This window comes from Psychrobacter sp. CX10, from assembly GCF_057621575.2.
Genome location: NZ_CM177736.1, coordinates 138,672 through 162,448, shown reverse-complemented (window position 1 = coordinate 162,448; position 23,777 = coordinate 138,672). Strand labels below are relative to the sequence as shown.

The 23,777-nt window shown below is 39.5% G+C and carries 37 protein-coding genes; 3 read left to right on the top strand and 34 right to left on the bottom strand.

Annotated elements, in window-relative coordinates; translation table 11 throughout:
* Positions 1 to 15: 15 nt before the first annotated feature.
* Complete coding sequence (locus AC21OH_RS00735; RefSeq protein WP_487369672.1) at positions 16 to 1,800, bottom strand: NAD(P)H-hydrate dehydratase; 1,785 nt, start codon at positions 1,798 to 1,800, stop codon at positions 16 to 18.
* Positions 1,801 to 1,932: 132 nt separating this feature from the next.
* Here AC21OH_RS00735 and queG point away from each other — a divergent pair, with 132 nt between their 5' ends.
* The gene (gene queG, locus AC21OH_RS00730; protein ID WP_487369671.1) at positions 1,933 to 3,162 is read left to right on the top strand and encodes a tRNA epoxyqueuosine(34) reductase QueG; all 1,230 of its coding nucleotides are present in this window, start codon (positions 1,933 to 1,935) and stop codon (positions 3,160 to 3,162) included.
* A gap of 276 nt (positions 3,163 to 3,438) precedes the next feature.
* On the opposite strand, the gene lysM is transcribed toward queG, so the two are convergent.
* The 6 genes from lysM to AC21OH_RS00700 form a co-directional block, all read right to left on the bottom strand.
* The gene (gene lysM, locus AC21OH_RS00725) at positions 3,439 to 3,942 is read right to left on the bottom strand and encodes a peptidoglycan-binding protein LysM (RefSeq protein ID WP_486534628.1); all 504 of its coding nucleotides are present in this window, start codon (positions 3,940 to 3,942) and stop codon (positions 3,439 to 3,441) included.
* Positions 3,943 to 4,523: 581 nt separating this feature from the next.
* The gene (gene acpP, locus AC21OH_RS00720; protein ID WP_487369670.1) at positions 4,524 to 4,760 is read right to left on the bottom strand and encodes an acyl carrier protein; all 237 of its coding nucleotides are present in this window, start codon (positions 4,758 to 4,760) and stop codon (positions 4,524 to 4,526) included.
* A gap of 179 nt (positions 4,761 to 4,939) precedes the next feature.
* Positions 4,940 to 5,674 carry a 3-oxoacyl-ACP reductase FabG gene (gene fabG, locus AC21OH_RS00715; protein ID WP_486534816.1) on the bottom strand — a complete coding sequence of 245 codons (735 nt, stop codon included), beginning with the start codon at positions 5,672 to 5,674 and terminating at the stop codon, positions 4,940 to 4,942.
* Positions 5,671 to 6,669 carry an ACP S-malonyltransferase gene (fabD, locus tag AC21OH_RS00710; protein WP_487369669.1) on the bottom strand — a complete coding sequence of 333 codons (999 nt, stop codon included), beginning with the start codon at positions 6,667 to 6,669 and terminating at the stop codon, positions 5,671 to 5,673. The genes fabG and fabD overlap by 4 nt, the downstream gene beginning before the upstream one ends.
* Positions 6,670 to 6,842: 173 nt before the next feature.
* Positions 6,843 to 7,025, bottom strand: a complete 183-nt coding sequence (gene rpmF / locus AC21OH_RS00705; RefSeq protein ID WP_486534634.1) for a 50S ribosomal protein L32 — start codon at positions 7,023 to 7,025, stop codon at positions 6,843 to 6,845.
* 218 nt (positions 7,026 to 7,243) lie between these two features.
* The gene (locus tag AC21OH_RS00700; protein WP_486534636.1) at positions 7,244 to 7,849 is read right to left on the bottom strand and encodes a YceD family protein; all 606 of its coding nucleotides are present in this window, start codon (positions 7,847 to 7,849) and stop codon (positions 7,244 to 7,246) included.
* Between the two features lie 302 nt (positions 7,850 to 8,151).
* Between AC21OH_RS00700 and AC21OH_RS00695 the strand changes: the two genes are divergently transcribed.
* Together AC21OH_RS00695 and AC21OH_RS00690 are read left to right on the top strand one after the other, a co-directional pair.
* A complete protein-coding gene (locus tag AC21OH_RS00695; protein WP_487369668.1) occupies positions 8,152 to 8,862 on the top strand; it encodes an elongation factor P hydroxylase in 711 nt (236 codons plus the stop codon).
* A gap of 175 nt (positions 8,863 to 9,037) precedes the next feature.
* On the top strand, positions 9,038 to 9,658 hold the full coding sequence (locus AC21OH_RS00690) for an L-threonylcarbamoyladenylate synthase (protein WP_486534640.1): 621 nt from the start codon (positions 9,038 to 9,040) through the stop codon (positions 9,656 to 9,658).
* A 144-nt stretch (positions 9,659 to 9,802) separates the two neighbouring features.
* Here the strand turns inward: AC21OH_RS00690 and rplQ are convergent, their stop codons facing one another.
* The 27 genes from rplQ to rplC all read right to left on the bottom strand — a co-directional run bounded on the left by rplQ (position 9,803) and on the right by rplC (position 23,684).
* On the bottom strand, positions 9,803 to 10,162 hold the full coding sequence (gene rplQ, locus AC21OH_RS00685) for a 50S ribosomal protein L17 (RefSeq protein WP_487369667.1): 360 nt from the start codon (positions 10,160 to 10,162) through the stop codon (positions 9,803 to 9,805).
* 23 nt (positions 10,163 to 10,185) lie between these two features.
* On the bottom strand, positions 10,186 to 11,193 hold the full coding sequence (locus AC21OH_RS00680; RefSeq protein ID WP_486534644.1) for a DNA-directed RNA polymerase subunit alpha: 1,008 nt from the start codon (positions 11,191 to 11,193) through the stop codon (positions 10,186 to 10,188).
* A gap of 39 nt (positions 11,194 to 11,232) precedes the next feature.
* The gene (gene rpsD / locus AC21OH_RS00675; protein WP_486534646.1) at positions 11,233 to 11,874 is read right to left on the bottom strand and encodes a 30S ribosomal protein S4; all 642 of its coding nucleotides are present in this window, start codon (positions 11,872 to 11,874) and stop codon (positions 11,233 to 11,235) included.
* A gap of 110 nt (positions 11,875 to 11,984) precedes the next feature.
* Positions 11,985 to 12,377 (bottom strand): 30S ribosomal protein S11, encoded by a 393-nt coding sequence (rpsK, locus tag AC21OH_RS00670; protein WP_486534648.1) that lies wholly within the window; start codon positions 12,375 to 12,377, stop codon positions 11,985 to 11,987.
* 20 nt (positions 12,378 to 12,397) lie between these two features.
* Positions 12,398 to 12,754: a 30S ribosomal protein S13 gene (gene rpsM / locus AC21OH_RS00665; RefSeq protein WP_486534650.1), complete on the bottom strand. Its 357-nt coding sequence runs from the start codon at positions 12,752 to 12,754 to the stop codon at positions 12,398 to 12,400.
* A gap of 271 nt (positions 12,755 to 13,025) precedes the next feature.
* The gene (gene rpmJ / locus AC21OH_RS00660; protein ID WP_201497744.1) at positions 13,026 to 13,142 is read right to left on the bottom strand and encodes a 50S ribosomal protein L36; all 117 of its coding nucleotides are present in this window, start codon (positions 13,140 to 13,142) and stop codon (positions 13,026 to 13,028) included.
* A 39-nt stretch (positions 13,143 to 13,181) separates the two neighbouring features.
* Positions 13,182 to 14,513, bottom strand: coding sequence for a preprotein translocase subunit SecY (gene secY / locus AC21OH_RS00655; RefSeq protein WP_486534653.1), 1,332 nt, complete (start codon positions 14,511 to 14,513; stop codon positions 13,182 to 13,184).
* 4 nt (positions 14,514 to 14,517) lie between these two features.
* Positions 14,518 to 14,967: a 50S ribosomal protein L15 gene (gene rplO, locus AC21OH_RS00650; protein ID WP_487369666.1), complete on the bottom strand. Its 450-nt coding sequence runs from the start codon at positions 14,965 to 14,967 to the stop codon at positions 14,518 to 14,520.
* Complete coding sequence (rpmD, locus tag AC21OH_RS00645; protein ID WP_486534657.1) at positions 14,967 to 15,146, bottom strand: 50S ribosomal protein L30; 180 nt, start codon at positions 15,144 to 15,146, stop codon at positions 14,967 to 14,969. The genes rplO and rpmD overlap by 1 nt, the downstream gene beginning before the upstream one ends.
* Before the next feature lie 51 nt (positions 15,147 to 15,197).
* The gene (gene rpsE, locus AC21OH_RS00640; protein WP_486534659.1) at positions 15,198 to 15,695 is read right to left on the bottom strand and encodes a 30S ribosomal protein S5; all 498 of its coding nucleotides are present in this window, start codon (positions 15,693 to 15,695) and stop codon (positions 15,198 to 15,200) included.
* A 2-nt stretch (positions 15,696 to 15,697) separates the two neighbouring features.
* Positions 15,698 to 16,048: a 50S ribosomal protein L18 gene (gene rplR, locus AC21OH_RS00635; protein WP_486534661.1), complete on the bottom strand. Its 351-nt coding sequence runs from the start codon at positions 16,046 to 16,048 to the stop codon at positions 15,698 to 15,700.
* A gap of 11 nt (positions 16,049 to 16,059) precedes the next feature.
* On the bottom strand, positions 16,060 to 16,593 hold the full coding sequence (gene rplF / locus AC21OH_RS00630) for a 50S ribosomal protein L6 (RefSeq protein WP_487369665.1): 534 nt from the start codon (positions 16,591 to 16,593) through the stop codon (positions 16,060 to 16,062).
* Between the two features lie 206 nt (positions 16,594 to 16,799).
* Complete coding sequence (gene rpsH, locus AC21OH_RS00625; RefSeq protein WP_486534665.1) at positions 16,800 to 17,198, bottom strand: 30S ribosomal protein S8; 399 nt, start codon at positions 17,196 to 17,198, stop codon at positions 16,800 to 16,802.
* 12 nt (positions 17,199 to 17,210) lie between these two features.
* Positions 17,211 to 17,516, bottom strand: coding sequence for a 30S ribosomal protein S14 (gene rpsN / locus AC21OH_RS00620; protein WP_486534667.1), 306 nt, complete (start codon positions 17,514 to 17,516; stop codon positions 17,211 to 17,213).
* Positions 17,517 to 17,542: 26 nt separating this feature from the next.
* Entirely contained in the window at positions 17,543 to 18,079 is a 537-nt protein-coding gene (gene rplE, locus AC21OH_RS00615) for a 50S ribosomal protein L5 (protein ID WP_487369664.1), read from the bottom strand.
* 21 nt (positions 18,080 to 18,100) lie between these two features.
* The gene (gene rplX, locus AC21OH_RS00610; protein WP_486534671.1) at positions 18,101 to 18,418 is read right to left on the bottom strand and encodes a 50S ribosomal protein L24; all 318 of its coding nucleotides are present in this window, start codon (positions 18,416 to 18,418) and stop codon (positions 18,101 to 18,103) included.
* Positions 18,419 to 18,442: 24 nt separating this feature from the next.
* Positions 18,443 to 18,811 carry a 50S ribosomal protein L14 gene (gene rplN / locus AC21OH_RS00605; protein ID WP_486534673.1) on the bottom strand — a complete coding sequence of 123 codons (369 nt, stop codon included), beginning with the start codon at positions 18,809 to 18,811 and terminating at the stop codon, positions 18,443 to 18,445.
* A gap of 144 nt (positions 18,812 to 18,955) precedes the next feature.
* Positions 18,956 to 19,243 (bottom strand): 30S ribosomal protein S17, encoded by a 288-nt coding sequence (rpsQ, locus tag AC21OH_RS00600; protein WP_486534675.1) that lies wholly within the window; start codon positions 19,241 to 19,243, stop codon positions 18,956 to 18,958.
* A complete protein-coding gene (rpmC, locus tag AC21OH_RS00595; RefSeq protein ID WP_486534677.1) occupies positions 19,243 to 19,437 on the bottom strand; it encodes a 50S ribosomal protein L29 in 195 nt (64 codons plus the stop codon). Before rpmC ends, rpsQ begins: the two co-directional genes overlap by 1 nt.
* A complete protein-coding gene (gene rplP / locus AC21OH_RS00590) occupies positions 19,437 to 19,850 on the bottom strand; it encodes a 50S ribosomal protein L16 (protein WP_486534679.1) in 414 nt (137 codons plus the stop codon). Before rplP ends, rpmC begins: the two co-directional genes overlap by 1 nt.
* A gap of 3 nt (positions 19,851 to 19,853) precedes the next feature.
* Positions 19,854 to 20,594: a 30S ribosomal protein S3 gene (rpsC, locus tag AC21OH_RS00585; protein WP_486534681.1), complete on the bottom strand. Its 741-nt coding sequence runs from the start codon at positions 20,592 to 20,594 to the stop codon at positions 19,854 to 19,856.
* Positions 20,595 to 20,597: 3 nt separating this feature from the next.
* Positions 20,598 to 20,927, bottom strand: a complete 330-nt coding sequence (gene rplV, locus AC21OH_RS00580; RefSeq protein WP_486534683.1) for a 50S ribosomal protein L22 — start codon at positions 20,925 to 20,927, stop codon at positions 20,598 to 20,600.
* Between the two features lie 10 nt (positions 20,928 to 20,937).
* Positions 20,938 to 21,213 carry a 30S ribosomal protein S19 gene (gene rpsS, locus AC21OH_RS00575; protein ID WP_486534685.1) on the bottom strand — a complete coding sequence of 92 codons (276 nt, stop codon included), beginning with the start codon at positions 21,211 to 21,213 and terminating at the stop codon, positions 20,938 to 20,940.
* A gap of 11 nt (positions 21,214 to 21,224) precedes the next feature.
* Entirely contained in the window at positions 21,225 to 22,055 is an 831-nt protein-coding gene (rplB, locus tag AC21OH_RS00570; RefSeq protein ID WP_486534687.1) for a 50S ribosomal protein L2, read from the bottom strand.
* Between the two features lie 11 nt (positions 22,056 to 22,066).
* Positions 22,067 to 22,432 carry a 50S ribosomal protein L23 gene (rplW, locus tag AC21OH_RS00565; protein ID WP_486534689.1) on the bottom strand — a complete coding sequence of 122 codons (366 nt, stop codon included), beginning with the start codon at positions 22,430 to 22,432 and terminating at the stop codon, positions 22,067 to 22,069.
* The gene (gene rplD / locus AC21OH_RS00560; protein WP_486534691.1) at positions 22,429 to 23,031 is read right to left on the bottom strand and encodes a 50S ribosomal protein L4; all 603 of its coding nucleotides are present in this window, start codon (positions 23,029 to 23,031) and stop codon (positions 22,429 to 22,431) included. The genes rplW and rplD overlap by 4 nt, the downstream gene beginning before the upstream one ends.
* Positions 23,032 to 23,045: 14 nt before the next feature.
* Positions 23,046 to 23,684 carry a 50S ribosomal protein L3 gene (rplC, locus tag AC21OH_RS00555; protein WP_487369662.1) on the bottom strand — a complete coding sequence of 213 codons (639 nt, stop codon included), beginning with the start codon at positions 23,682 to 23,684 and terminating at the stop codon, positions 23,046 to 23,048.
* Positions 23,685 to 23,777: the final 93 nt, after the last annotated feature.

Sequence of the window (23,777 nt, the reverse complement as noted above, 5' to 3'; positions counted from 1 at the left end):
ATACAGACCGCAGTCCTATTGCGATACACTAAGCGCATGCATAATACGTCCTATAGTAGTGTGCATACCACTGGATTGAAGCGCCCACTGCCCTACTTCCTTTTCAAGTAAATCGCCAGCAGTGGCATGTATCAATACCGCTTCGCTAAGTCTACGATTAATGGGTTGTAAGCTGCGTTGTGCTAGTATGCCTGCCGCCACACCAGAGAGCACATCCCCCATACCTGCACTCGCCATTCCAGGATTACCTGCTGCACAGACATAGAGCGTTTCAGATTCGTAAATCAGAGACTCTGACCCTTTTAACACCCAATCACCGCCAAAGATCTTTGCCAATTTTGTAATACTTTGCACCCTATCGGCTTCAATTTCATCTACAGAAACGTCCAATAGCCTAGCTGCCTCCCCACTGTGCGGGGTGTACCAAACGCTGTGCTGGTTTGCATACTTTTTTAATGCCTCTATAACCTCTGGTTTTTCGTCAGCTAGGGTATGCAAATGGTACAACCCATCAGCATCAATAATAATATCTGCCATAGTATTCATCAAAGCTTCTAAATAGCTTGCAAACAAATCATGACTTTTGTCATCGCGTCCTAATCCCATGCCGATAGCGACCGTGTCGCAGTCCTGCATGAGCGAGATTACGCCTTCTACATCGTGTAAGTCCATACACATGGCGTTAGGTAAGCTTGATATAAGACTGCCATGAAAGTTCTCATGGCATGCCACACTAAGCTTGCCCACCCCTACTGCAAATGCGGCACTGGCAGATAATAATGCCGCCCCTCCCATACCTTGAGAGCCGGATACTAAATTACCACCGATAATTAAACCATGGCCAAAGCTGCCTTTATAAGCATTGTTTTGACGTTTTTCGATAGGATAAGGCATTTGTTTCAGCCACGCCAAAGGTGTAAACGTAAGCACACTAGGTATTAAAAAAAAATCGATAATTTGACCCGTATAATCCGCCGCGTCTTTAATATGTAACCCTATTTTTCGAGCAACCATGCATAAGGTAATATCCGCGCGGATAGCACAGTTATCAAAAACTTGACCTGTACTTGCCACAAGTCCACTGGGCACATCAATGCTAGCAATTGTAAGCGTCCGTTTTGAACGGCTTTTTAAATTATTAATATACCCGATAGCTGCTGCATAACTCCCTTCAGGCTTACGATCTAGGCCGATACCAAATAGCGCATCGATACATAAGTCTAAATCTAACTTATTAATCACATCGTTTAATTGATAATGATTATTCTGAATATGGTCGATGTTCGATATTACCTTAACACCCATATCCAGTGCTGATTGTTTGGCTAACTTAGCATCTTTTGTATCTACCTCAGCGACTTCAATAATGGCTACTTCAATACCAGTCCTTTCAATACCAGCTACTTCATTGTTTAACTGCTTTAGATATCTGGCAACCAGCCAGCCATCTCCCCCGTTATTACCACCACCAACCCAAACTCCAACGTTATACATAGATGTGCCACTAGCATCAGATCTGATGGCATCTTGACAGATATTTTGGTAAAGCCAGTATGCTGTTTGCCAAGCTGCCTGCTGCATAAGACCATAACTATCATTCCCATCGTCAAACCATTGTTTCTCGATGCGATATACTTGCTTAGGTGTAAATAAAGGAACATCAACCCTCTGTGACGGATGATACATAGCTAATAAATGCTTATTATCCCAGTTATATAAGTTATATGAGTTATATGAGTTATGTGAGCTATTTAAGCTATTTAAGTAATCTGATTCTGTTGAACATGATGCACGCTTCATTTTAATCCCCAATCTTAGACTCGTTAGTGGTCTGGGTTATAGCCTAGTTTATAGTAGGTTTTATATAAGGTTTTATCTTGTCATTTAATAGCTTATCATATCTATTATATTATCTTTTAAGTCAGCTTTATTATGTCCTCACCATTGCATACAAATCCTCATAAAGATTCTGATGCCAACCCTTATGCTAATTTAACGGCAAATCAGCATTCTGCGAATACAAATGACATTGCCGTGAATGAATTCAATGATGCCAGCGACGTTAAAGCATGGATACAAGCACAAGCTTATATATTAGGGTTTGCAGAATGTGGATTCATTAATGTTGATAATCCTGTGTTTGAGGCTCAAATGCAAGGACTGCGCGAATGGCTAGATAGAGGTCACTACGGTCAGCTGCATTTTATGGAAAAAAATCATGACAAGCGCGCTAACCCTGCGCTGTTGGTAGAAGGTTCACGCACTATTATTTCAGTACGTATGAATTATCTAGAAGCAGCGCCAAAACCGCGGCGCATTGAAGATAACAACTACCCTAACACAGCTATAATTGCGCGCTATGCCCGCGGACGTGACTATCATAAAACCATGCGATCTCGCTTAAAAAAACTTGCCCAGCTTATAGAATCTAAACTTAATGAATGGCAGCATTTAGATATAAATGCCACTCAGCCTTTCATATTTAGACCTTTCAGTGACTCCGCACCTATTTTTGAGCGCCCGCTTGCAGATGCTGCTGGACTTGGTTGGACAGGTAAACACACGTTGCTACTGAATAAGACTGTAGGTTCTTTTTTTGTACTAGGGGAGCTATTTCTAAGCCTATCATTACCTGAAGACGCACCTATAACTGCTCATTGCGGCAGCTGTACGGCATGTATTGACATCTGTCCTACGCAAGCGATTACCGCTCCTTATCAACTAAAAGCCGATGCGTGTATTTCTTATCTGACGATAGAGCATGACGGTATTATTGATGAGAAATATCGTAAAGCTATAGGAAATAGGGTGTTTGGGTGTGATGACTGTCAGCTCATATGTCCATGGAACCGCTATGCCAAAGTTACCACTATTGATGACTTCCATGCGCGTCATGACTTAGATAGCAGCTTATTAACTGACTTATGGGAATGGAGTGAAGCTGATTTTTTAGAACGGACGCAAGGCAGTCCTATTAGACGTACAGGTTATATCAATTTTTTACGCAATATAGCCATTGGTATTGGTAATGCCCCTTATTCAAACTACAATATACTAAAGTTAAAAAAACGATTGGGACAGCACACACATATATTGGATGAACATATATCATGGGCTATAAAACAACAAATTGTTAAATCAAATAGTGAACCTTCCTCCTAGCTCAATGAATACTAGGCTTCATCGAATACAGACCTTAGCGAATACAGACCTGACTAAAATGTAAAGCTTAATATGTTCTAACTGGTTGTAGAAATATTGACGATAACAAAAGAGACGCCTGCTAATAAGTCAGGCGTCTCTTTTATTATCGTTAATACACTTTATTAGCTTTATTTTTTACTTCACTATCTATTGAATTCTAATTAGATATTCTTATGTTACCAACCTAATATTAATCAAATAGATATTCATTAAAGCTGTGTTTATATAACAAGGTTATGGCTTAGGAATACGTAGTACTTGACCAGGATAGATTTTATCAGGGCTAGTCAACATAGGTTTATTGGCTTCAAAAATTTTGTTGTATTCATTTGCTGAACCATAAACTTCTTGAGAAATCTTAGATAATGAATCACCTGATTTCACGGTATACATAGTTGACTCAGGCGCATCTTCTTTAATATCTATATTATCAATTACTTTGGCGACGTTTTGTACGTTACCAATAGCAATAATAGCCTTCTCACGGTCAGCTTGGGTAGCTGCATCACCACTGATTTCAGCAGTATCTGTAGTACCGTTATATTTAACTTTCAAATTAGAGATATTAAGATTTTGCTGTTGAATACGCTTTAGTAAAAGATTTGCAACTGATTGAGCAGAAGGTTCGTTTGCAGTTGGTGCTTTATTAGCATCAGCATGTGATTCAGTTTCTTTGTTAGCATCATCGCGATTAAAGATTTTATCACCAATGTCTTTTGCAAAACTAAAAATTCCCATTGTTTACTCCTTTAAGTTATTATTAGTGTACGGACTACTACCTACTATTAAATTCGCTAGACATAATAAATTCAAATGAAATAACCTTTATAATTGAACTTAATTATAATTGAACTTAATGTTTGGATCTAATGTTTTAAGACCTGATTCTTATTAATTCTTAAGCTATCAGTAAAAACATTTTAGCAATAGCCGCTAGTATTAATGTGTTGTTCACACATCTTATTTAGTATAGTGGTTAACATTAATATTTATAACACAGTGTGTGTAGATAATTGTTAAGTTTTATATCCTATAACTTCAAATTTATAAACTTCAAATGCTTTTAAATATTAAGTCTTTAATATCTAAAACATGGCGTATTCTCGTTTTATAACTAAAAACTTAAAATTAGCAACTATCAATTAGCATCTAACAATTAGCAGCTAGACGCTTAATATACTAATGTATTAGACCATAAAAAAGACCACTGCATTAGCAATGGTCTTAAATTAGTATATCGATACCTGTAATACGAATATGCCTCTTATATAAACATAGCAGTTTAAGTTTAACAGACTATGGCATATTGAGCTTAAAAATTAAAGCTTCGCTTTAATATAATCAACCGCTTTTTGAACCGTCGTTAATTCATTTGAATCTTCATCTGGAATAGTGATATCAAAATCATTTTCAAACGTCATAACTAGCTCAACCAAGTCCAAAGAATCGGCGCCTAAGTCATTAATAAATGATGAATCATTATTAATATCTTCAACATTTACATCCAACTGTTCAGCAACTGCCGATTTTACTTTTAATTCAATCTCTTCACTCATAGGAAACTCCATCCTTATTATTTTAAGTTGCAAAGGCTGTAAATAATATTTATAAAAGCCTAAACGTTATTTTAACTGACTTATCCAGTAATGAAAGCCTAAAGTATATAATTTATATTAGACCAATCTACTTGCTATGCAAACTTATATGTATAGGTTCATAATATAAGAACCCTATTCTACATATACATACCGCCATTTACTGAAATAACAGATCCAGTAACATAACTGGCTTCATCGCTTGCAAGATAGGATACCGCTGCGGCCACATCCTCTGGCTGACCCAGCCGTCCAACAGGTACAGCATCTAGCATAGAGTTTAATAATCGCTCATCCAGCTCATCTGTCATATCTGTTTCAATCAAACCTGGTGCAACACAGTTAACAGTGACTTGTCTTGAGCCAATCTCACGAGCCAATGTTTTACTAAAACCTTCAACTCCTGCTTTGGCGGCTGCATAGTTCGCTTGCCCGGCATTACCCATTTGAGCAACCACAGAGGTAATATTGATAATGCGACCTTTTCGCGCTTTCATCATACCTCTTATGGCTCGCCTGCTCATACGATAGATAGAAGACAAATTGGTATCGATAACCTTATCCCAATCCTCATCTTTCATACGCATTAACAAACCGTCTTGAGACATACCTGCGTTATTAACCAGTACTTGCACACTACCGTATACGCTTTCTATTTCTTCAAATAGTTTGTCAATATTTTCTTGATCATTAACGTCTAATACCCGGCCTATGCCACCGGCATCATGCAAGTACTCGTCTACAGAATCGGCACCTTCAGAAGTGGTGGCAGTACCAATAACGAAATGTCCTTCTTTCGCAAACCGTTTGGCTATCGCCTTACCAATACCGCGACTGGCACCAGTTACCAATGTAATTGTACGACTCATGATTATTCCTTAATTAACTCATCAAATAGCTTATCTAAGCGTGATGGCTTATCAGTTGGAAAACAAGGTATTGCTACCTCTTGGCGCTTTGCCAAGTTACAGAGTACTGTTCCTGGACCACATTCAATTATCAAATTTATGTGCTTGCTTGCAAAATTTTGCATCGTCTGTGTCCACAATACTGGCTGATTAAGCTGTTCAGTTAATGCTTTTTTAATAGCGCCAACCGTTTTTTCATCAGTAGCATGTCTATTCTGTAGTACAGGAATCTCAGGCAGCTTAAACTCACATTCAGATAGCTTATCTGCAAGCGTTTGGGTTGCAGGCTCCATAAGCTCACAGTGTGAGGGAACACTAACCTTTAGTGGTAGCATTCGTTTACCCATACATTGAATGTGTTTTCCTAAAGTTTCAATACCATTAGCGTTACCTGCTACCACAATCTGTCCTGGGCTGTTAAAATTTGCAGCACTAACGACTGCATCCTCATGGCCATTTTCAATACTTTCACAGGCGCTAATAACTTGACTGTCTTCTAAGCCTAGCACGGCAGCCATTTTGGTATCTAAACCTTGCACCGCATCTTGCATCAATTGTCCACGGGTATGAACTAACTTGACGGCATCTGCGAGACTTAACGTACCGGCTGCACATAGTGCGCTATATTCGCCTAACGAATGGCCTGCTAAATATATAGGTTCAATATCTATATTATCTTGCGCTTTTAGCAATCGCCATATCGCCATGCTTGCAGTTAATAAAGCAGGCTGAGTATATTCTGTCTTAGCAAGCTCTGTGTCATTTTGGCATATCTCCCAAAGATCAAACCCTAATGCATCACTGGCTTCTGCAAAGGTTTGTTTAACAATGGGATAAGACTCACTTAGTTCATTTAGCATGCCAACTGTTTGTGACCCTTGACCTGGGAACACGACAGCAATTCGACGAGGTGTATGATGATGTTCTTGTTTCTTAGCAGAACCAGACGTTTTTAATGACATTTTCAGCCTTCTTATTTTTAAGCTTTTTTATACGGTTATGAAACTAAAGACATAAGATTAAAAATAGGTAAGTAAAAAAAGATAAATAAAAAAGAGCCAAGCAACTAATGGTAAATACCATTAATAACACTTAGCTCTTATCGTAAACTTTAATCATTAACTATGATTATCGTTTAGTCTTCTTGGCTCGCTTTGAACAACTGACGACCACGGTAAAAACCATCTTTAGTCATATGATGACGACGATGCTTTTCACCAGTTGTTGAATCAATACTTAATTCAGCAACTTCCATATGGTGGTGTGAACGACGCATATCACGGCGTGAGCGGCTTTTACGACTTTTTTGAACAGCCATGGGTCTTGCTCCTATTCTAAGAATGATTATAAAAATCCACGTTGTTAATTTTGAATAATCACAGCCGTGGATTTAGCAAAATGAGTTCGCTATTGACCTCAATAAGAGCATTTCTTATTAAAAATCAAATAGGTTGAAAATCTGGGAATAATAAACGAGGGATTATACTCTTTTTACGCCATAAAATAAAGAGCTTATTCATTTTATAATATCTAAACTTAAAGCTTACCTTTTAGGGCTTCAAGAGCAGCAAAAGGATTCTCGTTATCCTCTTCAATTATCTCCCCTACTTGTTCTACTGCCATTTCACAATCATCATGTTTTGCAGATAAAGGCACATCCAACAAAAGCTCATCTTCAATAAGCTTTTTAAGCGGTAGTAAGCGGTCACCCTTACTGTTCTCTATTTGTTCGGCGAGAAGCTCTTCTAAAAGTAGATAGTCATCAGATTCCTCTACCAAGCTTTCATGCTCTTCACTCTGCAATAGTACTAATGTAGCATCATGGGAGACATCAAGTTGCAAAGGTTTTAAACATCTTTGGCAGTTCACCCAAATAGCGCCATCAAATTCCATAGTGAGCGTTAGCAGTTGGCCTTCTCTTTTGAGCACACACTTTATTTCGATAGGCTCATCTTTATACGTATCGACGACAACATCATTTAGTCTTTTGAAATCACGCGGCGTTACAGCTCCAGACCACACATAGCCGACCTCTTCCCATTTCTCTAGGTTGATATGATTTGGCAATTGGTCTGTTTTAGTATTTGTTGGATTATCCTTTACCAAAACAGTTGGCTTTTCCATAGTTTTATTAGTAGTCATATTTCTCTCAATATAAATATATTTGTATGCACTATAGTTATAAAATTCTCATTGATCATCTATTAGATGGTATTTATTGCTGTTAAATAATGTACATAGCTGATGATTGTTAAACGTTCAATAAGTGGCGCTTATCAATTTATTCTACCTCAAAGTAGTGCCTAAGATGTTAAAATAAGCCTCATATATAATAATTTCATTTAGGTTTCTATACATTTGAACAAACTGTCACTGAAGCCAACTATCAAATTCTAGTGTTGTCATCTTATAGTGAATGAATACGGTCGTTAGATATAATAATTATGGGTAAAACTTTTTTTTCAAGTCTACCATTGCAAGTGCTAATTAAAAAATTTCAATTCTCAACATGCTATGAGCATATAAAGCGCTTAGATTACGTAACTGAAGGTGCCATCTTTAAATCTTGGATAGAGTTAAAGCATGAGTGGTCAAAAATACAATCCAGTAATCATGTTATAGAGGCCGCGCCCTCAACTCACATTGATTTTGAGAGACAAGAAGCTGACTGGCTCATTACGGTTTTTAACAAAGCATTTGCCGCTCATAACGTTATTTTAGATCGTAGTGATGGTGAACCTGAGTATTTTGCTGCCGACGAACATAATCCTGCTCGTATTATGTTTGCGCATGGCTATTTACAAAGCGCACTTCATGAAATAAGCCATTGGGCTATAGCAGGGCATCATCGTCGCACCCTTAATGACTTTGGATATTGGTATGCTCCAGATGGACGTACAGAAGTACAACAAGAGGCTTTTGAGCGAGTTGAAATCAAACCTCAGGCATTAGAATGTCTATTCACTCTGATGTGCTCTAAAACATTTGAGGTGTCTTTGGATAATCTCGATGCTACATTTGATACCTCTAAGAGTACCTTCAAACAAGATGTATATCGTCAAGCTTTATCCTATATCAAGAATCCAGATATCATACCAAAAGACGCTAAATTACTACTGACGACTTTATGTTATTTATGTCATGATAAAGATTAAACATTATTTTCATCGATCTAGTACTAACATTACAGTGAACTATAATACGTTGATCTGTAATACGTTGATCTATAATACAGTATCATTCAAACTCAATATCCATAGGTAATAAAACAAATTATTTAATTGAAATTTATCAGTTACTTTAACAACCAGAACTATTGTGAGGTCGGTTATGCTAACTTTGTATATTCATCCAGAAAACCCTCAACCTCGTCTTATTAAGCAAGTCGTTGATGCTTTAAATCGTGATTTGCTGATTGTTTATCCAACAGATACTAGTTATGCATTTGGTTGCAAAATAGGTTCTAAAGCCGCTCTTGAGAAATTACGCTTTATTCGTGAACTTGATGACAAACATCAGTTTACTTTACTGTGCCGGGATCTAAGTGAGATTTCCACATATGCTACAGTAGACAATCTACAATTCAAGCTTCTTAAAAACAATACGCCTGCTCCAATCACGTTTATTCTTGAAGCCACAAAAGATGTTCCAAAAAAGCTGTCGCATCCTAAGAAAAAAACCATTGGTATCAGAGTACCTAAAAACCCAATTGCTCAAGCCTTATTAGAAGAAATGGGCGAACCTATCCTTACCAGCTCATTATTATTACCTAATATGGAGCTCTCGTTAGATGAACCATTCGATATCGAAGAAAAGCTTGATAGCAATATTGATGTATTAATAAATGCAGGCGTTTTAACCACTAAGCTAACTACAGTCGTTGATTTAACTCAAGTGCCGCCAGAATTAATTCGTCAAGGTGCTAGTGATGTCTCTGAATTTATTGAGTAACTGTTTTTACAGATCATAGGACTTTATAAATTAGGGGACGTCACTAATAAGAAAAACCTCAGTAACTCAATCAAATTATGCTAAATACATAATTTAAAAAGCTACTGAGGTTTTCTTGATCCAAGCAAATAGGACTAATAAATATTAGTCACGATCTACTAGTTCAACGTATGCCATAGGTGCATTATCACCATCACGATTGCCACATTTGATGATACGTATGTATCCACCTGGGCGATCTTGATAACGAGGACCTAATGTACCGAATAGTTTACCAACCATATCTTTATTACGCATACGGCTGAATGCCAAACGGCGATTAGCAACTGAATCTTCTTTTGCCATAGTTATTAAAGGCTCAGCCACACGGCGTAGCTCTTTAGCTTTAGGTAATGTTGTTTTTATCAGTTCATGTTCAAACAAAGAGTTTGTCATGTTCTGGAACATTGCCTTACGATGGCTGCCGGTACGACCCAGCTTTACTCCACTCTTACGATGTCGCATGGTCAAATATCCTTACTTAAGTGTTAACGGCTGCGGTATGAAAAACGATCATCAACTCGAAGGTCAGCAGGTGGCCAATTCTCTAGGCGCATATCCAGTTCCAACCCTTTTGACGCTAAAACGTCTTTGATTTCAGTTAATGATTTTTTACCTAAATTTGGTGTTTTAAGCAACTCAGTTTCTGAACGCTGTACCAAATCGCCGATATAATAAATGTTTTCAGCTTTAAGACAGTTTGCTGAGCGAACCGTTAGTTCAAGATCATCCACTGGACGTAATAGTACAGGGTCGACCTCTTCTTTCTCTTTAACTGGCTCAGGGGCTTCTTCAGCTTCTAAATCGACAAATATAGAGATTTGCTGCTGAAGGATGGTAGCCGCTTTGCGAATTGCTTCTTCAGGATCAATCGTACCATTGGTTTCAAGTTCAATGATTAAACGATCTAAATCCGTACGTTGCTCAACGCGAGCGTTTTCTACTTGATAAGCAACACGTGAAACTGGGCTAAAACTTGCATCCAGCTTCAAACGTCCAATAGCTTTAGTATCACCATCTTCACGACGAAGATTAGCAGGCTCATAACCGCGACCCATAACAACACGTAAACGCATTTTTAGGTGGCCACGTTCGCCTAATGTACCTAGAACCAAATCAGGATTAGCAATTTCAACATTGTGCGGTAAATCTATATCTGCCGCAGTGATAGTGCCAGGGCCCTGCTTATCAAGCGTTAGAAACACTTCATTTTGATCGTGCATAGTAATTGCCAGACCCTTTAGATTTAATAATAAATCTAAAATATCTTCTTGCAAACCTTCAAGTGTAGAATACTCGTGATCTACACCGTCAATCTCTGCTTCAATTACCGCTGCACCAGGCAACGAAGATAAAAGAATACGACGAAGAGCATTACCTAAGGTATGCCCAAAGCCGCGTTCTAACGGCTCGAGCGTGACTTTTGCATTGGTTTCATCAACCGCATCCACATTAATGGCATTAGGGGTCAGAAACTCGGTAGCATTTAGCATCATATTGTCACCTCGATTAGTTAATCAAATTATTGTTAGCGATTATTTAGAGTACAACTCAACGATTAAGCTTTCGGTGATTTCTGCAGGCAAATCAATACGATCTGGTGCTTTCTTAAATGTACCTTGCAATTTGCTATGATCAACTTCTATCCACTCTGGAATACCACGTTGAGTAGCAAGTTCAATTGCATTCTTAATACGTAACTGTTCTTTTGCTTTTTCATGCACAGCAATAATATCGCCATCTTGTACCTGAATTGAAGGAATGTTCACACGAACAAACTCATCACGGCCTGCTTTTTTTAGCATAATAGCGCGATGGCTAACTAACTGGCGTGCTTCAGCACGTGTAGAACCAAAACCCATACGATAAACAACGTTATCCAAACGGCGTTCTAGCATCTGTAATAAATGTTCACCAGTTGCACCACGTGCACGTGCAGATTCTTTATAGTAGTTGGCGAATTGGCGTTCTAATACACCATACATACGCTTAACTTTTTGCTTTTCACGTAACTGTAGCGAATATTCAGATGCTTTGTTACGTGAGTTGCCATGTTGGCCAGGTACGCGACCTGCTTTTTTAGTCTTAACGTCAAAAGGTTTAACACCTGATTTTAATTGTAAATCAGTACCTTCACGACGCGACAGCTTTAATTTTGGACCAATATAACGGGCCATGCTTGTGTCTCCTTGAGTTACGTCTTAATAGTAACCAGTAACGGTATTTTGTCTTATTACACACACCGTATTCTTTCTTATAATTAAGCTAAGAATACGGTAACGATAGTTTATACGCGACGCTTTTTAGGCGCACGGCAACCGTTGTGTGGGATTGGGGTTACATCAGATATGCTATTTATTTTAAAACCTAATGCACCTAAAGCTCTTACCGCAGACTCACGACCCGGCCCTGGACCTTTAACCAGAACATCGACATTTTTTACACCATAGGTTTCTTGAGCTGCTTTACCAGCAACCTCAGCTGCAACCTGAGCTGCAAATGGTGTAGATTTACGTGAACCACGGAAGCCTTGTCCACCTGAGGTGGCCCAAGCCAATGCATTACCTTGACGATCAGTAATCGTTACAATGGTGTTATTAAAAGACGCATGAATGTGGGCTACGCCCTCTGATACCGAACGACGTGCCGCTTTTTTGCGACCACGGGTGTCTTTAGCCATCTTTTAGCTTCCTAAGTTAATTATCTTTTGATTGAACGAATCGGACCCTTACGAGTACGAGCATTGTTCTTTGTGTTTTGACCTCTTACAGGTAAATTACGACGATGACGGATGCCACGGTAACTACCTAAATCAACCAAACGCTTAATATTCATTGAAACTTCACGACGAAGATCACCTTCTGTCATATAGTTACCAACTTGAGCACGGATAGCATCAAGCTGAGTATCATCCAATTGACTAACTTTAGTAGAAGGTTCGATACCTACTGCTTCAAGAATTTTCTTAGCAGTTGTACGACCAATACCAAATATATAAGTCAATGAAATCACTGCATGCTTGTTATCCGGAATGTTTACGCCGGCAATACGAGCCATTGATTTCTCTCCAATTATGAAAAATGAGTCTAATAATCAATAACTATCACCCTAAAAGACTAATAGTCTTAAAGTAATAGTATTAAATAGGACTTATGTTTCAGATTTTGCCATTTACTATAAATACATCTAAAACTTAATAGAATTTTAAACAGTAAACGACGGCAAGTGGCGGATGATAACTCATCCGCCAATAAATTTCAAGTTGTTTTTATTGTATTATATAAGTTTATAAAAGTTATAAATATAAACGTATTTAAATTCAATAAAATTAACCTTGACGCTGCTTATGACGTGGTTCTGCTTTGCAAATCACATGAACGCGACCTTTGCGACGTACAACTTTGCAGCTACCACAAATCTTTTTAACTGATGCTTGAACTTTCATATTAAACTCCTAAATGAGCAAACCACTGATAAAAGCAAATTATCTAATTAGCGTTTGATCATGATACTGATGTGTCATTAAGTGTGCCTGAAGTTGGGATATGAAATCCATAACCACGACCACCATAATTAAAAGTGATGTACCACCAAGATGAAACGGAATACCGAACGACGATTGTAATAGCATAGGCATTAAACAAATTACCGTCATATAGATAGCACCAATAAAGGTTAATCTATTCAAAACATGATCTAAGTAACGCTGAGTTTGTAACCCAGGACGTATGCCTGGAATATATGCACCGCTACGTTTTAAATTCTCTGCAACTTCACGTGGGCTAAATACTAATGCCGTATAAAAATAACAGAAGAAGATAATCATCGCACCAAATAGTACTAAATATAATGGCTGACCCGGTGCCAAAACTAACGACATCGTTTGCAAAAACTGTTGCCACATACTTGGATCAGCTGAATTACCTACCCATTGACCTAAACTTGCAGGGAACATTAACAATGCACTTGCAAAAATAGCAGGAATAACGCCCGCCATATTAATCTTCAAGGGCAAATGAGATTGCTGGTCAGCATAAACTTTACGGCCTTGTTGCTGCTTTTGCGCGTAATTCACTGGTATACGACGTTGAGCACGTTCAATATATACAATACCAGCTGTTACTGCTATACCTAGTACGGCAAAGATAAGTAACATGATCAAGCTTTGTGGATCACTCTTTACCATTTCAAAAGATTGACCTAGCATACTAGGGACACTTGCAACAATGCTTGCAAAAATAAGCATTGATATACCGTTTCCTACGCCACGTTCAGTAATTTGCTCACCAAGCCACATCAAGAACATAGCACCTGCAACAAGCGAACTTACTGCAGGTATGTAAAAAGTCAATCCTGATGACAACGTAAGATTCTGACTAATTAATCCAGTACACATAAATATAGCTTGTAAAGACGCTAAAAATAAGGTGCCCTGTCGGGTATATTTATTAAGCTTACGGCGTCCCGACTCACCTTCTTTTTTTAGAGCTTCTAAAGATGGCATCACAGATGACATCATTTGCACAATAATAGACGCTGAAATATAAGGCATAATACCTAATGCCATTATAGACATTCTCTCTAAAGCACCACCTGAAAACATATTAAACATGCTTAAGATGGTGTTCTCATTACGAGAGAATAAATCAGCTAAGCTAACCGGATTAATACCAGGTACTGGTATGTGAGAGCCTAAACGATAAACAATCAACGCTCCAATCAAAAATAACAAACGATTCCACAACTCATCGTATTTACGAATAAAAGTAAGTGGATTCATTGGTATTGCTGCAGTTGGCGAAGATTGCTTAGCCATTTACTTACTCCTGAGTTTCCTCAATTGTACCACCAGCAGCTTCAATCGCCGCTTTAGCACCTTTAGTCACTTTTACATCTTTAAAGGTATAAGCTTTATTAACTTCACCAGAAAGGATAATACGTGCACGTTTCATATCATGACGTATGATGTTTGCGGCTTTAAGCGTTTCAATGCTAACCACATCACCGTCAATCTTGTTTAACTCAGATAGACGTACTTCTGCAGTAGTCATTGCTATTTTACTGGTAAAGCCAAACTTGGGTACACGGCGGAATAGTGGCATTTGACCACCTTCAAATCCAGCTGGAACACTTGAACCTGAACGAGATTTTTGACCTTTAACACCACGGCCACCAGTCTTACCTAAGCCAGAACCGATACCACGTCCACGACGCTGTGCAGTCTTTTTAGCACCAACACCTGGTGATAATTCGTTTAATTTAAGTCCCATTACGCTTCCTCCACTTTAACCATGTAATTGATGCGATTCACCATTCCACGGGTTGAAGGCGTATCTTCAACTTCAACTGTGTGTCCAATGCGACGTAAGCCAAGACCAATTAGACAGGCTTTATGGCTTTTAAGGCGATGGGCACCAGATTTGATTTGAGTAACTTTCATTGTTTTCATCGTAACTCACCTACTATTATATTTTTTTAAAACAGTATATATAAAAAATGGTTAGCCCAAAATTTCTTCTACAGTTTTACCACGTTTTGCAGCAGCTTTAGCTGGCGTTGACATATCGCGAAGACCTTTGAATGTTGCGTGTACTACATTAGTAGGGTTCGTTGAACCATAACATTTTGTTAATACATCTTCTACACCCGCTGATTCTAATACAGCACGTACAGCACCGCCGGCAATAACACCAGTACCTTCGTTTGCAGGCTGCATGTATACTTTACTTGCGCCATGACGCGCTTCGATAGGATGCTGAAGGGTACCACCGTCAAGTTCAACAGTAATCATATTACGTTTTGCAGCTTCAAGTGCTTTTTGGATTGCGGCAGGAACTTCACGAGCTTTACCACGACCAAAGCCTACACGACCATTACCATCACCGACTACTGTTAAAGCAGTGAATGAGAATATACGACCACCTTTAACTACTTTAGATACACGGTCAACAGACACTAACTTCTCTACTAAACCGTCATTTTGTTCTACTTTAGCCATGATTAAAACTCCAATCCATTTTCACGAGCGGCATCAGCCAATGCTTTAACACGACCATGGTATTTAAAACCACTACGATCAAAAGCAACTTTGGCGATACCTGCAGACTTTCCACGTTCAGCGATGAGTTTACCCACAGCAGTAGCTGCTTCAACATTACCAGTAGCGCCAGAACGTAGTGTTTCATCAAGCGTTGAAGCTTGAGCTAATACTTCACCACCAGTCGGTGCAATGATTTGAGCATATATATGGCGTGGAGTACGATTAACAACTAACCGATGCACACCTAAATGACGGATATGTGCACGCGTTTTCTTAGCTCGACGTAAGCGAGCAGATTTTTTATCAAACATATCATTTCACCTTATTTTTTCTTAGCTTCTTTACGAACTACATGCTCGTCGCTATAACGTATACCTTTACCTTTATATGGCTCAGGAGGACGATAACCACGTATTTTCGCAGCAGCTTGACCTAAAGCTTGTTTATCGTTTGACTTTAGAATAATTTCAGTTTGAGTTGGCGTTTCAGCAGTTACGCTTTCCGGCAAAGTGTACTCTACAGGGTGTGAATAACCCACATTAAGAGTAACTTTATTACCAGCTACTTGTGCACGATAACCAACACCAATTAGCTGAAGTTTCTTCTCAAAGCCTTCAGATACACCAATGGCATAATTGTTCAAAATTGAACGCATGGTACCAGTTTGCATCCACGCTTCTTTAGATTCAGATACAGGTGATAAGATAATTTGATCATCTTCTTGATTTAGCTCGACCAAATCGTGCAGGCGTAAAGACATAGTACCTTTACTGCCTTTAACTTCAACCTGCCGACCGTTCAAAGTAACACTTACGCCCTTAGGCAGTGCTACTGGGGCTTTAGCCACACGAGACATAGGAATATCCTTTAATAACAGATAAATAACGATTGATTATTAAAAAATTAACAGGCACTAGGCCTGTTAATAATTATAATCAGCTCTATATTATTTGGCCTAAATATAAATTTATATCTAAATTCATTTTGTTAAGGGCCTAAATAAAGGCGCTTATTATACCTGAATAATAGAAATTTAAAAAGACAAATAATATAATTTCTAATTTATGCGACAAACGCAATAATTTCACCGCCAATACCAGCCGAACGAGCAGCACGATCGCTCATGATACCTTGACTGGTTGAGACAATTGCCACACCTAAGCCTTGCTGAACCGATGGAATGCTATCTTTTCCACGATATTGACGAAGACCTGGGCGGCTATAACGTTTGATCTCTTCGATAACAGGCTTGCCTTCGAAGTATTTAAGTTCGATTTCTAAAGTTGCTTTACCATTTTCATGATCAGTTACCTCAGCAGAAGCGATGTAACCTTCATCTACTAATAAGTCAGCTATTGACTTACGTAACTTAGAACTAGGCATTGCAACGTTAACTTTACGTGCCATTTGTGCGTTACGAATACGGGTTAGCATATCAGCAACTGTATCTTGCATACTCATAGTATAACTCCCTTACCAACTAGCTTTACGAACGCCTGGAACATCACCTTGCATTACGCGCTCGCGTAAAATATTACGTGATAATCCAAACTTACGGAAGTAACCATGCGGACGGCCAGTTACGGCACAACGATTACGTAGTCTAACTGGTGATGAATTACGTGGCAGTGATTGTAATTCAAGAATGGCCTCCATTCTTTGTTCATCACTGGCATTCACGTCACTGATAATTGCTTTGAGGTTAGCACGCTTTTCAGCATACTTAGCAACCATTTTCTCGCGTTTTAATTCGCGATTAATCATGCTCTTTTTTGCCATAATGCTTTATTCCTATTGCTTATATGCTATTTAAACGGGAAGCCGAATGCTTTAAGCAGTGCGCGACCTTGCTCATCATCTTGAGCAGTAGTCGTTATGGTAATATCTAACCCACGAAGACGATCAATTTTATCATAATCAACTTCTGGGAATACGATTTGCTCTTTAATACCTAAAGAGTAGTTACCACGACCATCAAATGCTTTTGGAGAAAAACCACGGAAGTCACGAATACGTGGGATAGCAATAGCAATGAGACGATCTAAAAACTCATACATTTGCTCGCCACGTAAGGTTACCTTACAACCAATTGGCCATTCTTCACGAATTTTAAATCCTGCGACAGATTTACGAGCTTTAGTAACTACTGGTTTTTGACCTGCAATTGCAGTCATATCCGCTAAAGCGCCTTCTAAAAGCTTTTTATCTTGCGAAGCACCGCCAACACCCATATTTAAGGTAATTTTGGTAATTCTAGGTACTTGCATGACATTTTCTAAGCCTAGCTCATCTTTGATTTGCTGCTTATACTGGTCATTGTATAATGATTTTAATCTTGCCATTGCTATTACACCCTTAGTGTTTTACGCAGTCGCCACTACTTCACCATTTGAACGATAGACGCGCTGTTTTTTGCCATCTTCATCAAATTGGTAAGTAATACGATCAGCTTTTTGGGTTTGCGCATTATAAATTGCGACGTTTGAAATATGTAAAAATGCTTCTTGCTTAACGATGCCACCTTCAGCACCAGTAGCTTGATTAGGCTTCTGATGTTTGGTCACGATGTTAACGCCTTCCACTTTAATTCGGTCATTTTTAACCGCTAGCACAGTGCCTTGTTTGCCCTTATCTTTACCGGCAATAACGATAACACTGTCACCTTTACGTAATTTAGACATAGGTTAACTCCCGCTTTTAAATATCTATAGTACTTCTGGCGCTAATGATACAATCTTCATAAATTGATCACCGCGTAATTCACGAGTTACCGGCCCAAATATACGAGTGGCAATCGGTGCGTTATTCTGATTAAGCAATACAGCAGCATTGTCATCAAAACGTAGTACTGAGCCATCTGGACGACGTACACCTTTTTTGGTACGTACTACCACAGCATTCATAACATCGCCTTTTTTAACACGACCACGTGGAATTGCTTCTTTAACAGATATTTTAATGATGTCACCAACAGAGGCATAACGACGATGTGAACCGCCCAATACCTTAATACACTGTACGCGGCGTGCACCACTATTATCTGCAACTTCCAGAATTGTTTCAGTCTGAATCATTGCGTTACTCCAATCATATTCAAAAGGCAATAACTATACTGATGTAATCACTTAATATAGCAGATGCAATATGAAGTGATTAAATTTGCTAAGTCACCGTAAGGGCGCGTATTCTACCAGTTATTATTGCCAATTGCAATTTGCTTATATTTTTTCCGCTGTTTCAATAACGTCTACTAACTTCCAAGATTTAGTCTTAGAAATAGGGCGTGTTTCAGTAATACGAACCACATCACCTTCTTTGCATACGTTATTTTCATCATGGGCTTTTATTTTAGTAGAACGACGGATTTGTTTGCCATACAGTGGATGACGAACTTTACGTTCGATCAATACAGTAATTGATTTATCCATCTTGTTACTGACTACCTTACCAGTAACAATACCTACACCTGTGCCCGATTGTTCGGTTTGTTGAATATCGTCACTCATTAGGCGCCTCTTAGTTTTTCATTAATCAAAGTCTTGATAGTAGCAATCGCACGGCGGTTTGCTTTGACTTCGTGTGTGCTACCTAGTTGACCGGTGGCTTTCGCCATACGAAGACGAAAGGCATCAAGTTGCTTCTCATCTAGTAATCCAGTCAGCTCTTCTACTGATTTTTCTCGTAATTCACTGATCTTCATTACATTATCGTCCGCTTAACAATGGTAGTTTTGAAGGGCAATTTAGCTGCTGCAAGCTTGAAGGCTTCGCGTGCTAATTCTTCAGATACCCCTTCGATCTCATAAAGCATCTTACCTGGCTTAATTTCGCATACCCAGTATTCAACAGGACCTTTACCTTTACCCATACGAACTTCTAATGGTTTATTAGTAATAGGTTTGTCAGGGAATACACGAATCCAAATCTTACCGCCACGCTTAACTTTACGCGTGATTGTACGACGTGCAGCTTCAATTTGGCGTGCAGTCATACGACCACGACCAACTGATTTTAAGCCAAATTGACCAAATGCAACAGTGCTACCACGATGTGCTAAACCCGTGTTACGCCCTTTATGCATTTTACGAAATTTGGTACGTTTTGGTTGTAACATAGCTTAACCTCTATCTGTGTTTGCTCTGTCTGAATTGTTACGGCGATTACCACGGCCGCGACGTTTTGGCGCACGAGACTTATCTTCTTTTGGCGGATTATAAACACTATCCATACCGTCTAAGATTTCACCACGGAAGATCCATACTTTAACACCGATGGTTCCGTAAGTAGTCTCAGCACGAATTGATGCATAATCAATATCAGCACGGAGGGTGTGTAAAGGTACACGACCTTCACGATACCACTCAGTACGTGCAATTTCTGCACCGCCTAAACGACCAGACAATTCGACTTTAATACCTTGAGCACCTGAACGCATACTGTTTTGTACGGCGCGCTTCATCGCACGGCGGAACATAACACGGCGTTCTAGTTGACTGGCAATACCTTCTGCAACTAAACGGGCATCAAGATCAGGAGAAGTAATTTCTTGAATATTAACCTGAGCAGGTACGCCCATCATTTTGGTTAACTCTTTTTGTAACTTCTCAATATCTTCACCTTTCTTACCGATAACGATACCAGGACGCGCGGTAGAAATAGTGATCTTTGCAGCTCCAGTAGGACGCTCGATCATTATGCTACTTACCATCGCGTTATCTAGCTTCTTACGAAGGTAGTCACGAACTTGAATATCGTTAATTAGATATTGTGAATATTGTTTTGGGTCAGCATACCAGTTTGCGTTATGCTTCTTAACGACGCCAAGACGAATACCAATTGGATGTACTTTTTGTCCCATGAATTATTCTCCTACCTTAACAGTGATGTGACAGGTACGTTTACTGATACGATCAGCACGACCCTTTGCACGTGGTAGGATACGCTTTAGCGTGATGCCTTCATCCACGTAGATAGTTGATACTTTAAGGGTATCAATATCAAGACCGTGGTTGTGTTCAGCGTTAGCGATCGCAGAATCAAGACATTTCTTGACGAAAACTGCGCCTTTTTTATTGCTGAACGCAAGGATATCCAAAGCACGTTCAATAGACTTACCACGAACTTCGTCTGCGACAAGTCGAACTTTTTGTGCCGAAATGGCGGCACCGCGTAATTTAGCAGTTACTTCCATAATGAGCACCTTATTTTTTTGCTTTCTTGTCAAAGCCATGACCACGATATGTACGGGTCGGGGCAAATTCACCTAATTTATGGCCAACCATTTGCTCACTTATGATAACTGGTACGTGTGTACGACCATTATGAACAGAAAGTGTTAAACCAACCATTTGTGGCAGGATCATTGAGCGGCGTGACCAAGTTTTAATAGGCTTACGTGAGTTAGACTCGATAGCTTTTTCTACTTTGGCAAACAGATGCGCATCAATGAATGGACCTTTTTTCAATGAACGAGGCATGAAATTATTCCTTATTTCTTCTTGGCGCGACGGCGACGGATGATCATATTGTCAGTACGCTTATTATGACGCGTTTTAAGACCTTTAGTCTTCTGACCCCATGGCGTAGTAGGATGTTTACCCATTGTACGACCTTCACCACCACCATGTGGGTGATCGACTGGGTTCATCGCAGTACCACGAACCGTTGGACGAATACCGCGCCAACGTGATGCACCTGCTTTACCAAGTGATTTTAGGTTGTTTTCAGAGTTTGAAACTTCACCAATAACTGCACGGCAATTGATATGTACACGGCGAGTTTCACCTGAACGCATACGCAATATCGCATAGATACCATCTTTACCAAGTAATTGAACAGATGCACCAGCTGAACGAGCCATCTGAGCACCTTTACCAATTTTTAGTTCGATATTACTAATAGTACTACCAACTGGAATGTTTTTAAGTGGTAAGCAGTTACCTGGACGAATCGGTGCTGATTCACCTGACATCACTGAGTCACCAACTTGTAATTTCTTAGGTGCAATGATGTAACGACGCTCTCCATCTGCATACTTTAGTAAAGCAATATGCGCAGTACGGTTAGGATCATATTCAATACGCTCTACAGTCGATGGAATATTATCTTTAGTACGTTTAAAATCGATTACACGATAATGCTGTTTGTGTCCACCACCAATGTGACGTGAAGTTATACGTCCATTGTTATTACGACCACCTGATCTGCCTTTTGACTCTACAAGTGGCGCATATGGACGACCTTTGTAAAGGTGTGGATGCACCACTTTTTCAACAAAACGGCGACCTGGTGATGTAGGCTTTGCTTTTACGATAGGCATGATTTGTATCCTTATTCGTTGTTCGCTGTTTCGCTAGTAGTTGTTGCAGTATCTACAACTTCTTCACTAGAATCAGCCCCAATTATTTGTTGAGTAGCTACATCTTGACCAGCTTTTAGAGTCACATAGGCTTTTTTATAGTCATTACGACGGCCAATGCTTCTACCAAAACGCTTTGTCTTACCTTTAACATTCAAGGTGTTAACTTTAGTTACTTCGACACCTTCAAACATTAACTCGACTGCTTTTTTGATTTCACGCTTAGTGGCGTTTCCATCTACTTTGAAAACCTGTACACCCAACGAGTCACCTAGCAGCTGAGATTTTTCTGAGAAGACAGGCCCTTTTAAGACCTGATAAAGTCTTGCGTTATTCATGCTAGTGCTTCCTCAAATTGTTTCGCTGCGTCAACAGACATGATGACTTTATCAAACGCAATCAAGCTAACTGGATCCACCTCATCTGTACCAAGAACATTCACATGCGGAATGTTGCGGGCAGATAAAAATAGATTTTCAGAAACTTCATTGGTCACGATTAATGCTCTTGGTGCATTAAGTTCTTCTAGTTTGCTAATAAGCTCTTTTGTCTTAGGAGCTGATACATTAATATCATCAACTAGAATCAAGCGATCTTGACGAACTAATTCAGCCAAAATACACTGCATAGCACCACGGTACATTTTACGGTTCACTTTTTGTGACCAGTCTTGTGGTTTTGCAGCAAATGCTCGACCACCACTACGCCAGATAGGGCTACGAATTGAGCCTGCACGTGCGCGGCCTGTGCCTTTTTGACGCCATGGTTTTTTACCACCGCCAGAAACTTCAGCACGAGTTTTTTGTGCGCGTGTACCCTGTCGTGCGCCTGCTAAATATGCAGTCACGACCTGGTGAACGAGGGCTTCGTTGAATTCACGACCAAATGCCGTGTCAGACAGCTCAACCGCTGCGCCTGTAACAGTTTTTAAATTCACGTTAATCCCCTTGCTTAGGCTTTGATTGACGGACGTACGATGACATCGCCACCATTGGCACCAGGTACGGCGCCTTTAATGACGAGAAGACCTTTTTCAGCATCTACTGATACGATCTCAAGTCCTTGAACGGTAACGCGTTTGTTACCCATTTGCCCTGGCATTTTCTTACCTTTGAAAACTTTACCTGGACTTTGGTTTTGACCTGTAGAACCCAGTGCACGATGCGATACTGAGTTACCATGCGTCGCATCTTGCATACTGAAATTGTGACGCTTAACGCCACCTTGAAAACCTTTACCTTTACTGGTGCCAGTTACGTCAACTATTTGACCTGCTTCGAATATATCAGCAGCAATTTCACTACCCGCTTCACGTCCTTCAAGCTCTTCATCTGTAACACGAAATTCCCATGCACCACGTCCAGCTTTTACGCCAGCTTTAGCAAAGTGACCTTTTTGAGCTGCCTTTACGCGGCTGTCACGACGCTCACCAGTGGTGATTTGAATGGCTTGATAGCCATCAGTGTCATTCGTTTTTACTTGAGTAATGCGGTTTGCATCGACCTCAACAACTGTTACAGGGATTGAAGCGCCTGTCTCAGTGAAGACACGGGTCATGCCGCATTTCTTACCGACTAAACCGATCGCCATGTTAAACCTCTTTATATCTTCAATTAATAATTTGGGTAATTATGATAAGTCGCTCTATTTTAATTAATACACATTAATTAGTAACATCAGTTA